The following is a 12413-nucleotide window of genomic DNA, read 5'->3' as shown; positions in this document are numbered from 1 at the left end:
CTAGTTATTTTATAGCACTCCTTTTATAACATTGCTAATTTTAATTGATCTATAACGCCACTTGATGATCCAGGAAAAGCAAAAATCATTTTATTTAAATCTTGAGCCGTTAATTTTTGGTTTACAATGAAAGTTAATAAATTAACTAAATCTGGTGCATCATCAGCATATATAGCAGCTCCCACTAATTGTTTATCATTATTTAATACAATTGTCATTTCAGCTTCAGTTTCATTTTTGTATTCAAACACCATTTGTTTACCAAAAGGAATATCTATCACTTTATAGTCCTCACTAGTATTAGCTTCATCTACAGAAACTCCAATATTAGACAATCTTGGTAGTGTATATAAAACTGAAGGTATTGCAGGATAGGTAATAGGATTTTTATTCATACCCAAAATATGCGCAGCAATATAGTTAGATTCAAATGTTGCAGTAGGTGTTAATTTAGGAATTACTTTATCTAACACATCACCACTAGCATAAATATTAGGGATATTTGTACGTAAATATTCATCTACCTGTATACCTCGAGTAGTGAAATTAACGCCAGCTTCTTCAAGTCCAATACCGTTGACATTTGGTCTACGTCCAGTAGCATCTAACACATAGTTAGTAGTAATCTCTAATCCTGATTCTGTTGATACAGTATAATTGTCACCTTGCTCTTTAATTACAGTAGTATTTTCATTCATATGGAATTGAACTCCTTCTGTTGCCAATTTATCCATTAATTTAGCAATATGTGCTGAATAAAAACCTTTGAGCGGTTCATCGTCAACATGAATCATATGAGTTTCTACACCAGATTTAATTGTTATGCTAGCAAATTCAATACTAATAATACCTACACCTATAAATGTGATACTATTTGGCATTTGCTCTAAGGATAAGAAGTCTCTACTATCGTGTGTATATTCAGACCCTTCAATATCTAACTTATTGCTGTGTTGACCTGTTGCAATAACTATGTTTTCACCGTAATATTGTTCACCATCTACTACGAGGTGATGCTCATCTACTAATTTTCCTGCTCCTTCAATAATATCAATACCTTGTTGTTCAAATAAACCTTTCAAAGTATTTGCCATAGGGTCAATGATTTTATGTTTATAAGACATAAGGTTTTCCCAATTCACTGATAATGCTTCAGTATTAATTATGTTGGGATAGTGTGAAGCTTGCTCTAGTACTTCATAAGGGTTTTCCAATAAAATTTTGGCATTGCACCCATAGTTTGTACAAGTACCTGCTATACGATCTTTTTCGACAATAGCAACCGATTTCCCCGCTTTGTTTAAAGTCAGCGCACTATGCCAAGCTGCGTGTCCACTACCTAAAAATACAACATCATATTGTTTCATTTGAATCATCCTTTGTAATAATTTTCAACGTTTCTTCTAAATTATCCATAATACTTTTGGCTTTCATATATTCATCTACATCAAATTGTGAAGAAATGCATTTAGCAATAGTTTCATGTACTGCTTCTTGCTCATTTAGACCTTTTATCGTTAAAGTTATGATAAGGTTACGTTTATCGCTTTCATCTCTATTTCTTTGAACCCAGCCAGCTTTCTCAAGTCTTTTTAGTAATGGGCTTAGGGTATTACTTGCTAGATTCAACTTTTTACCAATGGATAATAAAGTTTGAGGGTTCTCTTCCCATAATGTTAATAGCACTAGATATTGAGAAAAAGTTAAACCGAATTGACTTAATTGCTTTTCATAAAATTTGCTGAATAATTTGTTAACATTATAAGCAGAAAAGCATAGCTGGTGTGCCAATTTCATTTCATCATCAATCAATTTAATCACTCCTATTCTCATTAAAGAATAATCGATCGCAAACGATTAATCAATTGAACAAACTTATAATGAACCACATACGTTTGTTTAATTGATTACTAACTTTTAAAATTTTTCATCAATTGTGCAAATTGATTTCGATTTTAATAAATAGCCCCTGTTTTCTATATTAATAATTATTTTATGTAATCCTTCCTTTATATAAAGGAAGGATTTTTTAATATTAAAATTGTCTAATTTATCAGGTAATATAATTCTCATAGAGCAATTAAAATGACATAATTAATTGAGAAATTGTATTTTATGTATTTTTAAGGTACACCCTAATCATACAAAGTAAGTTGTTTGTCACTTTACTTTGTATACGGGAATTACTTTACTTAATAAATGATAAGAGCACCTGTTCTCAAGAAAGCTCTACTCATAGAGTTTTCTTGACACTTCAAATTTTTTAAAGATTATCTATTTTGTTATCTATATTTTGAATATAATTTTTATATTCTGTTATTTTGCTCTCTAAAGCTTTTTTATGTTCTTGTAATATTTGTTTTAAAGAGTAATCATTTATGACACTGTCTTCTATATGTTTCTTTATTGCCTTAATACTTACTCCAAGACCTCTCATACATACTATTAAATTAATTAATTCAAAATCTTTCTCGCTATATACTCTATTGTTAGTTTCATCTCTTTCTATTCCCTCAATTAATTTAATTTTTTCATAATAACGCAGTTTACTTTTACTAATGTTTAGCTTTTTTGACAAATCATCTATAGTTAATTTATCCATTCGAGACCTTTTCCTTTCCTTAAAGTATGGTTTAAGTATTATATTAAAGTTATAAAAGAAATTACACTTTTTTGAATCAAATGGTTGTAATTCAAATGATAAAGGAGGACTAAAATGAAAGCTGTTGTTTTAAATAAACCAGGTGGTGTGGAAGAATTAAACTTAAAGAATGTTGAAAAACCTATACCACAAGATAACGAGGTACTTGTGAAAGTAAAAGCAGCTGCAGTTAATAGAACTGATATAGTAAGCAGAGAAGGGACTATGGAAGACTTAACTGGAAAAATTTTAGGCGTTGAAGTTTCAGGAATAGTTGAAGATATAGGTGGAAATGTGGACGTCCCTATAGGAAAAAAAGTGATGGGTTTAGTAAACCGGGGAGGTTACGGTGAGTATGTCATTATGCATAAGTCTTTTGTTATGGATATGCCAGATAACCTGACTTTTGAAGAAGCAGCTGCAATTCCAGAAGTTTTTTTAACAGCTTATCAAACATTATTTTGGCTTGCTGGTGTTAAAGGTAATGAGAAACTGCTCATACATGCTGGTGCGAGTGGCGTAGGAACAGCTGCTATTCAACTTATTAAGAACCTAAGAACAAATGTAGAAGTCTTTGTTACAGCTGGTTCTGATGAAAAGTTAAAATTAACTCAATCTTTAGGTGCTAACCATTTAATTAATTATAAAAAACAAAACTTCCAAGATGAAATCAGTAATCTAACGCAAAATGAAGGTGTTAATGTAATTTTAGATTTTATAGGAGCACCTTATTGGCAACAAAACATTAATAGTTTATCTGTAGATGGTAGACTCGTTTTAATTGGAATATTGGGTGGAACAATTATTAAAGAATTTGATTTACAAACATTACTTCAAAAGAGAATTCAAGTTACAGGTACGCTTCTAACACCAAGAAGCAATGAATACAAATCAAGATTAAAAGATGATTTCTTAAACGACTCCAAAATATTATTCGAACAAAAAAAGATAAAACCTATTGTTGATAGTGTATTTACTATAGAAAATATAAAAGAAGCACACACTTATATGGAAGAAAATAAAAATAGCGGAAAAATAATATTAACCTTTTAAACATGTAGTACCAAAATGAGTCTTACTCAATAGATGATAATAATTGATAAATATTTAACTAACAAAATATTAAAAAGAGAGTTAAATATACTTTTAATATTCTTTCGTATTTAATCTCTTTATTTAAGTTGTTTTCCCTTCCCTTAAAGCATAGTTTAAATATTAAAATAAAAATATCAAAGGAATTAAAAATTTTTGATTAATAAAAAAGAAAGAAGGAATTAAAATGGCACAAGATGTAAATGAACTAAGTAAAAATCCTACCCCAGATCAAGCAGAAGAAAATGCTTTTTTCCCTTCGCCTTATTCACTTAGTCAATATACGGCACCTAAAACAAATTTTGACGGCGTAAAACATAAAAACGCTTATACTGAAGGTAAATGGAAAGTATTAATGATTGCAGCTGAAGAACGTTATGTATTACTAGAAAATGGTAAAATGTTCTCTACAGGAAACCATCCAGTAGAAATGCTATTACCATTACATCATTTAATGGAAGCTGGTTTTGATGTTGATATAGCGACAATTTCAGGCTATCCAGTGAAATTAGAGTTGTGGGCTATGCCTAACGAAGACGAAGCCGTATTACAAACTTATGAAAAATTAAAAGCTAAACTCAAACAGCCTAAAGTTTTGTCTGATGTTATAAAAAATGATTTAGGTTCTAATTCAGATTATTTATCTGTTTTTATACCAGGCGGTCACGGAGCTGTAGTAGGTATTTCAGAAAGTAAAGATGTTCAAAAAACGTTGGATTGGGCTTTAGAATACGATAAATTTATTATTACTCTATGTCATGGACCAGCAGCTTTATTATCTGCTTCTATGGGTAGAAAAGAGTCTCCATTTAAAGGTTATTCAGTGTGTGTATTTCCTGATGCTTTAGATGAAGGTGCAAACTTAGATATTGGCTATTTACCGGGTAAATTAAAATGGCTTGTGGCTGACCTTTTAAGTAAGCAAGGTCTTAAAGTTGTAAATAAGGAAATGACAGGAAAAACCCATCAAGACCGTAATTTATTAACTGGTGATAGTCCTTTAGCATCTAATGAATTAGGATTACTTGCTGCAGATGCCTTGGTAAATGCTGTTAATAAATAATAAAGATGCCTGTTTTAATCTCACAATACCGGAAGTAAAATGAAAAACTTCTTTGTAGGTAGATGTTTTTATATGAAAGAGAGTCCAGAAAATAACTGTTTTCTGTACACTCTTTCTTCATAATCCAAAATCTATGAATATCAGTATATAATATGTTCAAAAACTCAACATAAAATCAATGTTCATAAAATGATTTAGATACACCTATAAGAGCCTTAAGTAATATATTTTTTCATAGAGTTTAATCTTTAAGCATCCTATATACTGTAGAACGACTTACACCTGTTTGTTTAGCAATCTCTTCGCCTGTAAGTTTTTGTTCATCGTATAGAAATTTAATTTCTCTTTTCTTATGGTCAGGCAATGAAGGTCTGCCGCCTTTTCGCCCTCTTGCTCGTGCTGCTTCTAATCCTTTTTTTGTTCGTTCACTTAATAAGTTAGCTTCAAGTTCAGCGAAGGCACTCATCATGGTAAAGAACATCTTGCCCATCGCATCTTTAGTCGATACGTTCATATCTATAATATGTAAATCAATGCTATTATCATCCAACCATTGCGATAGCTCAATTAACTGTTTTGTTGTACGTCCAAGACGATCTAGTTTATAGATAACTAGGATATCTCCTTCGCGTAAATAATCTAAACACTTATCAAGTTCTGTTCTTTTCGTTTTGCGACCGCTCGCTTTCTCGCTAAAGATACGTTCACAACCATATTCCTCAAGTGTATCAATCTGTCCATCAAGACTTTGATCTTGTGTTGATACACGTGCATAACCAATTTTAGCCATTTCAATACCACCTCTTTTAATCGTTTTATGGGCACTTATTAACGAAATCTAATTCTCGATGCAAATAAACGCGTCTCTCATCGTCTAAAAACTCATGATTTTTGATATTTATGATACATTGATTATAACACAAGTTTATAGACTTAAATATCCAAGAAAAACCTCTTAATATTAAGTTAAGAGGTTTTGTGTCAAAAACGAAAAATTTAAAGATATATATAATTTGTTTCTCTTTACCTTCTATTATCTTTAATCCTTTTTTCACTGTTGAGACTAACGTTTGAATTCAAAAATTATTATAGTTTTTGAATTTTTGTTAAAGTAACTTTATAGGAGATGATGATTCATGTACTACGCTCAAGATGTAAAGAAAATAGTTGGTATTAATAGTTCAGCAATGAGATATTATGAAAAAGAAGGGATATTACCTATTGTTCAAAGGGATGAAAATGGAAGTCGTACTTATACAGATGAAAATATAGAATGGTTGAAATTCATTAAATTATTAAGAGCAACAGATATGGGGATTGAGGATATAAAGTATTATGTTTATTTATTTAATCAAGGGCATTCTACGATAGAAAAAAGACGTGAAATTTTAAGTGAACATAAAGAAAGCATAAAAAATGAAATTATAAGCAAGTTAGATTGTCTAGATCAGATTAACTATAAATTAGGTGTTTATGATGAAAAATCTCGTGATGTTAATACAAATAATATAAACAGCGATTGTCTTATTTGACATAAAGTACACTTCAAGGTTTAACATTAATTATATATTTAATTAATGGAGGCATATAATATGAATAATATAAAAGACAAAGTTATCCTTATAACAGGAGCATCAAGTGGTATAGGGAAAGCAACAGCAACATCATTAGCACAACAAGGTGCAAAGTTAGTGTTAGCAGCAAGAAACGATGAAAAATTAAAGGAGATTTCAGAGGAATTATCACAAGACAACAATATAGTTAAATATAAACAAACAGATGTGACAAATATTCAAGACGTAAATGAATTAGCACAGTTTGCTATCGATAATTTTGGAAAGATAGATGTTTTAATTAATAACGCAGGAGTTATGCCGTTATCTTTAATGCATAATAAGAAGATAGATGAATGGAACTCAATGATTGATGTGAATATTAAGGGTGTTTTAAATGGTATTTATTCTGTTATTACTGAAATGAGAAACCAAAATTCTGGTCATATAATAAATATATCTTCTGTAGCTGGACATTTAGTTACTCCTGGTAGCGCTGTCTATAGCGGAACAAAATTTGCTGTAAGAGCAATTACAGAGGGCTTACGCATGGAAGAATCGTCTCAAAATAGTAATATTAGAGCAACTATTATTTGTCCTGGTGCTACTAATACTAATTTAACTCAAACAATTACTGATTCGGATGTAGAAGGTAATGTATCTTCTGTGTATGAAACAACAATAGAACCTAAAGATATGGCTAGAGCTATAACATTTGCAATAAATGAGCCCTCTAACGTCGCTGTTAACGAACTTATCATTAGACCTACAAATCAAGAATGGTAAATAAAATATCATTAGGAGTGCGACATGAATAAAAAAGAAGTTAGTATGTCAGAATTATTTTTCGATTTGATTTTTGTTTCAATACTTTCTCAAGTTAATCAAGCTACTGCACACATGACGGATGGTATTTTATCGGCTGAAAATTTACTCAAAAATTTTATGCTTTTCCTTATCTTTGTAGCTATATGGGTATATAGAACATTATTAGTTAATAGGTTTTTTAATAAAAAATGGTATCAATATGCGTTTGTATTTATTGATATGTTTTTAATAATATTACTTTCAAGGGCTATTGATTCAGACTTTCAATCAACTTTCACGCCTGGCGTTCTAATAACAACATTACTTTTTTTAAGTATTGCTACGCAATATATATTGAACTACATTCTTAATAAAGAAAGGTTTGATATAAGACTCATTCTACCGTATGTATTAAGTCTTATATTAGCATCTTTAATTTCAATTTTTTCTTTATTCATTAATGGTAACTCAAATGTTTTAGTATTTTTGATCGCTGTAACAATAGCTTCTATAGTACCTTTGTTCTTTCAAAAACAGGCAAAAAAACACCCTGTTTATTTTGATCATTTGAGTGAACGGTTAAGTCTATTTGTAATATTGATGTTTGGGGAAGGGTTAATATTCATTGCAAGTGATATAAGTGTATTTTCATTAAATCCAGTATATATAATAATGTTTATGTTGTTAGTATCCTTATTTATTTTATATACCTTACATTATAAATACACAGAAAAAGCAAAAGCAAAAAGAACAGGTTTTTTCACTTTATATATACATTTATTCATTCTATATTTTATAGATATAATGTTTTTAGTTATTAATGAAGAAATGCAGCATGATCATTTTTCTTCATTTAATTATCATTACTTGTATATTACTGCTTTCACAATGTATTTAATACTATTGCTTGCTAATACTAAGCATTATAGTAGTATTTTAAGTTCTTCCAAGGTTAAAATGAATATTATTGTAATAGTTATATGTGTTGTCTTATCATCTATATTAAATAGTTTTATTTTAATTAATATAGTTTTCATATTAACTATTTTAACAATTATCTTTATAAATTATAAAAATAAAATAAAAAAAGAATTTATTTAGAAAAGAGGTTGCTTATTATGCCAATTTTAAAATTAGAAACACTAGATTTAACAAAAGATCAGAAAAAACAACTAGTTGAGGAATTAACAGAAACTGCTTCACGTATTACTGGAATCCCCCAAGAAGGATATTATGTGATTTTAAAAGAAAACAGTCTAGATAACGTGGGTTCTGGAGGCAAGTTGTTAAGTGAAAGAACGTAATAGTTACTTTCTTTTTCTCATTATTTAAAAATATAGATAAAAAAACAAACCAATAATATGTCTCATAGATATATCATTTCAAAAAACTTATATAGAATTAAAAAAGACCAAGTATAATTATACTTGGTCCTTTTTAATTCTGTACACTGTCTGTCTTGTAATGTTAACTTCTTTAGCAATTTTACTAATCGAAACGCCTTGCTCCAGCATTTCTACAACGCGATGATACACTAAACGTTTTTGAGGATCTTTGGCGTTTGGTGAATAAAGTACAGGTCTGCCTTTATAGACGCCTTTTTCTTTCGCTACCTTAATTCCTTGTGCTTGCCTACGCTTGCTTTCATTTCTTTCTTGCTCTGAAATCATTGCTAAAATTTGAATGATTAAATCCTTCATGAATTTATCTAATAATGGATTACCAATTGCTTCATTCATCATGGGCAAGCTTGTAATCATTAATTGGACTTCTTTTTCTTTTAAATAGTTAACTGTTTGAATAATTTCATCATAATTTCTACCTAATCGGTCGATGGATTCTACAACTAAACGATCTCCCATGCGTACAAAACTTAATACTTCTTGAAAAACAAGTCTATTTTCAATCGATTTGCCCGATTGTTTTTCTGTGAATATTCTTTCAGCACCAAATGCTTCTAAATTTTCAATTTGCCTATCTAAATTCTGATCAATGGTTGAAACTCGTGCATAACCAACTATCAAATTTACCCACCCTTTCTCATACACCCTAATCATACAATTCGAAACTGCATTTTACAAGCCCATTTAAGTGTTTGGTTAGGGTAGGCTCTAAATACACAAAAACACAATTTTAATTTAATGCATTTGATATGTTTGTGACTTTACTTGCTATATGAGAATAACGTTATCTAATAAATGAGAAAAACAAATAAAACAGTTTGAGTTACTAGATATATAAAATTGATGGCTATCAAAAGATATACTAAAAGGCACTTCTTTTGAAAAGAAGTGCCTTTAGTGTTTCAAAATCAAATTTCGTTTTAATAACAATTATTTTATGAAACATCGCAAGATGATCCCATTTATATTAAAGGTATTATATAGCTTTATGTCAGTTACTACTTTATTTTGTAGTACTTTGACTTAATAAATTTCTAAAATAGTATTTTCTCAATAATTATATGAACTACTTTTCATTTTTTCTATGGTTTAATACATTTACCACATCTTTAATATAAGCACCTTTTAGATTATAACTGAATTTATAAATAATATAACTTGCAATAACGCTTATAATCGGTAATGCAATCATCACAAAACGCAATCCATTCTTAGTGTAATCACTTTGTATCTGGCCAGGTTGATAGCCAAAAATTTCTAACCCCCAACCTGTCAATAAAGCGGCAACTGCCATAGCTGTTTTCATTAAAAAGGTTTGTGTAGATGTAATCACACTTTCGTTTCTTTGGCCAAATTTCATTTCACTATAATCTATAACATCTGCTATAGACACAGTTATAACCCCCATGATAAATCCTGTACCTATTTTAACAAAAGCAGTCCCGATAATTACAGGGATTGCAGCAGTAGGAGCTACATAGCTCGCAAATAAAAGTATGATTAATCCTACTGATAATGATATAGCTGCGATTGGGAAAACGTGTTCTCTCGTTAGCCATTTTGAAACTTTAGGGAATAGTAATAATGCGATAATTTCCATGAAACCCATTCCGTTATAAAGAGCAAATAAAGCTTTAGATTCAGCAACATAACTAAAATAATATATAGCTACATTACCTAAAATTTGAATACTCAAGAAAAATGTAACTAGAACACCGATGTATGCCAGTAACTCTTTGTTTGTAAATAAAATTCTCCAAATATCTTTAAAACGTAATGTAATACCTGTTTCTATGTTAGTAGGAGCTTCATATACATTTCTTACAGTAATAGATATTGCAATTATAAATATGACTGCAATAATAACTGTCATTATGAAGAAACCAGCCGATTGATCCCCATTGCCAAACATATTGTCGAAATATAAGACGGCAGTTAATCCAAGGGTTCCAACAAGTAGGTTAGCGAAACTTGCAAATACTCTAGGGATAATAGAAACTTCTTCTCGTTCGATAGGATCATTTGTTAAGTTCGGTAACCATGACCAATAAGGCACATCCATCATTGTATATGTCATCCCCCATAAGATATATAAGACTGACACAAATACATACAAGCTCGTTCCGGTTAAACCAAAATTTGTGAATATGATAATAGTTATAATAGCGTTTAATAATGTTCCAATAACTAACCAAGGCCTGAACTTTCCCCATTTAGTTTTGGTTTTATCTACAATCATCCCCATCACAGGATCATTTACAGCATCCCATATACGGGCAGCGAAAAATAATGTACCTACAAAACTAGCTGCAATGCCTAATACGTCCGTGAAATAAAACATTAAAAATGTACCTGTTAGCCCAACAACTAAATCTTTACCGAACGCACCAATACCGAAAGAGTATTTTGCTTTACGGGTTACCTGTCTTTTCAAAAAAAGTCCCCCTTAATTTACCACAATATTTAAAGCGCTTACAAAATAGTGTGATAAATTTTTTTGTTAATTATTTTGACTTATACTTTATTCATAGGTAGGTAACCAATCTCCATGTGCTTCAATTAAATCATCACATAATGAGATTATATCTTCTATAGATAATTCGGAAGCCGTATGTGGATCTAACATTGCTGCTTGATAAATTTTATCTTTCTTTTGAGTCAATGCGGCTTCAATAGTTAATAATTGGGTGTTAATATTTGTACGATTAAGCGCAGCAAGTTGCTCTGGTAGTTCACCAATGTAAGTTGGGGCAATACCACTAGCATCAACCAAACAAGGAACTTCTACCACTGAATTTTCTGGTAAATTACTAATTAATCTTCCCGTGTTCAAAACATTCCCACCAATTTTATACGGTTTATTTGTTTCCATAGCTTCGATGATATATGAACCATATTCGTGGGAACGCTCATGTGTTAAATTCTGATCGTTTACAATATCATCACGCATGTCTTGCCACTCTTCTATTTGATTTACACAACGTCTTGGATATTCATCTAGGGGAATATTATACTTTTCAATTAATTCAGGGTACTGGCTTTTAATGAAATATGGATGATACTCAGCATTATGTTCTGATGACTCTGTGACGTAATAACCAAATTTATTAAGTAATTCAAAGCGTACCATATCATTGTGTGTTGCTTTTTGCTTTTCTTTTGCACGAGCTTTAATTTCTGGATATAAATCTTTTCCATCACGAGTAATTTCTAGTAACCATGCCATATGATTGATACCAGCAATTTTTGATTGTATACGATCTGTCGGAAGTTCCAATGACTCTAACAGATCACTCGCACAAACTTGAACACTATGACAAAGGCCGACGGTTTTTATACCTTCTTTTAACATGATATTTGTTAATACAGCCATAGGATTTGTATAATTTAAAAACCAAGCATCTGGGCAAACTTCTTTCATATCTTTTGCGAAAGCTTGCATCACAGGTATTGTTCTCAAATTACGGAAAATACCACCAATCCCGAGCGTGTCTGCAATCGTTTGACGTAAGCCATAATTTTTCGGAATTTCGAAGTCAGTAATTGTTGCTGGATCATAACCTCCAACTTGTATAGCATTTATGACATATTTTGCTCCTCTTAATGCTTCTTTACGATTGCGATATGAACGTACTTTAACGGTAGCATTCATACCTTTTTTTAGATTGTTTAACATCATTTCAGAATCTTTCAAACGTTCTTCATCTATATCAAATAATGCAAATTCAAAATCTTGTAAAGCATCTACTGTCATACAATCACCTAAAACATTCTTAGCAAAAACAGTGCTGCCAGCACCTAAAAATGTGATTTTGTTCATCATATATACTCCTCCTAAATAGATAGTTTTTAGA

At 30.5% G+C, this 12413-nt stretch carries 13 protein-coding genes; 6 read left to right on the top strand and 7 right to left on the bottom strand.

What is annotated here, in order from left to right:
- Positions 1–23 precede the first annotated feature (23 nt).
- From AAA453_RS14285 to AAA453_RS14275, 3 genes are all read right to left on the bottom strand, one after another.
- Positions 24–1367, bottom strand: a complete 1344-nt coding sequence (locus tag AAA453_RS14285; protein ID WP_318752210.1) for a dihydrolipoyl dehydrogenase family protein — start codon at positions 1365–1367, stop codon at positions 24–26.
- Positions 1354–1833, bottom strand: a complete 480-nt coding sequence (locus AAA453_RS14280) for a MarR family winged helix-turn-helix transcriptional regulator (RefSeq protein WP_371988348.1) — start codon at positions 1831–1833, stop codon at positions 1354–1356. The genes AAA453_RS14285 and AAA453_RS14280 overlap by 14 nt, the downstream gene beginning before the upstream one ends.
- A 430-nt stretch (positions 1834–2263) precedes the next feature.
- Positions 2264–2602 carry a MerR family transcriptional regulator gene (locus tag AAA453_RS14275; RefSeq protein ID WP_228161276.1) on the bottom strand — a complete coding sequence of 113 codons (339 nt, stop codon included), beginning with the start codon at positions 2600–2602 and terminating at the stop codon, positions 2264–2266.
- Positions 2603–2716: 114 nt separating this feature from the next.
- Between AAA453_RS14275 and AAA453_RS14270 the strand changes: the two genes are divergently transcribed.
- Together AAA453_RS14270 and hchA are read left to right on the top strand one after the other, a co-directional pair.
- Positions 2717–3694: an NAD(P)H-quinone oxidoreductase gene (locus AAA453_RS14270; RefSeq protein ID WP_427707133.1), complete on the top strand. Its 978-nt coding sequence runs from the start codon at positions 2717–2719 to the stop codon at positions 3692–3694.
- A gap of 226 nt (positions 3695–3920) precedes the next feature.
- On the top strand, positions 3921–4796 hold the full coding sequence (gene hchA / locus AAA453_RS14265) for a glyoxalase III HchA (protein WP_175267727.1): 876 nt from the start codon (positions 3921–3923) through the stop codon (positions 4794–4796).
- A gap of 241 nt (positions 4797–5037) precedes the next feature.
- On the opposite strand, the gene AAA453_RS14260 is transcribed toward hchA, so the two are convergent.
- Complete coding sequence (locus AAA453_RS14260; RefSeq protein WP_037551386.1) at positions 5038–5586, bottom strand: recombinase family protein; 549 nt, start codon at positions 5584–5586, stop codon at positions 5038–5040.
- Positions 5587–5932: 346 nt separating this feature from the next.
- On the opposite strand from AAA453_RS14260, the gene AAA453_RS14255 reads away from it, so the two are divergent.
- The 4 genes from AAA453_RS14255 to dmpI are packed head-to-tail and all read left to right on the top strand — an operon-like array spanning position 5933 to position 8460.
- Positions 5933–6328: a MerR family transcriptional regulator gene (locus tag AAA453_RS14255; RefSeq protein ID WP_427707131.1), complete on the top strand. Its 396-nt coding sequence runs from the start codon at positions 5933–5935 to the stop codon at positions 6326–6328.
- Positions 6329–6388: 60 nt separating this feature from the next.
- Entirely contained in the window at positions 6389–7135 is a 747-nt protein-coding gene (locus tag AAA453_RS14250; protein ID WP_069816792.1) for an SDR family oxidoreductase, read from the top strand.
- A gap of 24 nt (positions 7136–7159) precedes the next feature.
- Positions 7160–8257 (top strand): low temperature requirement protein A, encoded by a 1098-nt coding sequence (locus AAA453_RS14245; RefSeq protein WP_069826567.1) that lies wholly within the window; start codon positions 7160–7162, stop codon positions 8255–8257.
- A 17-nt stretch (positions 8258–8274) separates the two neighbouring features.
- Positions 8275–8460 (top strand): 4-oxalocrotonate tautomerase DmpI, encoded by a 186-nt coding sequence (gene dmpI / locus AAA453_RS14240; RefSeq protein WP_069816788.1) that lies wholly within the window; start codon positions 8275–8277, stop codon positions 8458–8460.
- 117 nt (positions 8461–8577) lie between these two features.
- On the opposite strand, the gene AAA453_RS14235 is transcribed toward dmpI, so the two are convergent.
- From AAA453_RS14235 to AAA453_RS14225, 3 genes are all read right to left on the bottom strand, one after another.
- A complete protein-coding gene (locus AAA453_RS14235; protein WP_427707129.1) occupies positions 8578–9180 on the bottom strand; it encodes a recombinase family protein in 603 nt (200 codons plus the stop codon).
- 445 nt (positions 9181–9625) lie between these two features.
- Positions 9626–10993 carry a melibiose:sodium transporter MelB gene (gene melB, locus AAA453_RS14230; protein ID WP_427707127.1) on the bottom strand — a complete coding sequence of 456 codons (1368 nt, stop codon included), beginning with the start codon at positions 10991–10993 and terminating at the stop codon, positions 9626–9628.
- 87 nt (positions 10994–11080) lie between these two features.
- Positions 11081–12379 carry an alpha-glucosidase/alpha-galactosidase gene (locus AAA453_RS14225; protein WP_427707135.1) on the bottom strand — a complete coding sequence of 433 codons (1299 nt, stop codon included), beginning with the start codon at positions 12377–12379 and terminating at the stop codon, positions 11081–11083.
- Between the last annotated feature and the right edge of the window lie 34 nt (positions 12380–12413).

This window comes from Staphylococcus parequorum (assembly GCF_039237145.1).
In the GTDB taxonomy this organism is placed as follows: Bacteria; Bacillota; Bacilli; order Staphylococcales; family Staphylococcaceae; genus Staphylococcus; species Staphylococcus equorum_A.
Note: the sequence above shows the minus strand (reverse complement) of the source record. Positions and strands in the feature narration are given on the sequence as shown.

Excerpts from the sequence above, each read along its gene's own strand:
- dmpI (WP_069816788.1), top strand. The coding sequence starts at position 8,275 with ATGCCAATTTTAAAATTAGAAACACTAGATTTAACAAAAGATCAGAAA.
- AAA453_RS14225 (WP_427707135.1), bottom strand. The coding sequence starts at position 12,379 with ATGAACAAAATCACATTTTTAGGTGCTGGCAGCACTGTTTTTGCTAAG.
- AAA453_RS14275 (WP_228161276.1), bottom strand. The coding sequence starts at position 2,602 with ATGGATAAATTAACTATAGATGATTTGTCAAAAAAGCTAAACATTAGT.
- AAA453_RS14280 (WP_371988348.1), bottom strand. The coding sequence starts at position 1,833 with ATGAGAATAGGAGTGATTAAATTGATTGATGATGAAATGAAATTGGCA.
- AAA453_RS14270 (WP_427707133.1), top strand. The coding sequence starts at position 2,717 with ATGAAAGCTGTTGTTTTAAATAAACCAGGTGGTGTGGAAGAATTAAAC.
- AAA453_RS14285 (WP_318752210.1), bottom strand. The coding sequence starts at position 1,367 with ATGAAACAATATGATGTTGTATTTTTAGGTAGTGGACACGCAGCTTGG.
- AAA453_RS14250 (WP_069816792.1), top strand. The coding sequence starts at position 6,389 with ATGAATAATATAAAAGACAAAGTTATCCTTATAACAGGAGCATCAAGT.
- AAA453_RS14255 (WP_427707131.1), top strand. The coding sequence starts at position 5,933 with ATGTACTACGCTCAAGATGTAAAGAAAATAGTTGGTATTAATAGTTCA.
- AAA453_RS14260 (WP_037551386.1), bottom strand. The coding sequence starts at position 5,586 with ATGGCTAAAATTGGTTATGCACGTGTATCAACACAAGATCAAAGTCTT.
- AAA453_RS14245 (WP_069826567.1), top strand. The coding sequence starts at position 7,160 with ATGAATAAAAAAGAAGTTAGTATGTCAGAATTATTTTTCGATTTGATT.
- hchA (WP_175267727.1), top strand. The coding sequence starts at position 3,921 with ATGGCACAAGATGTAAATGAACTAAGTAAAAATCCTACCCCAGATCAA.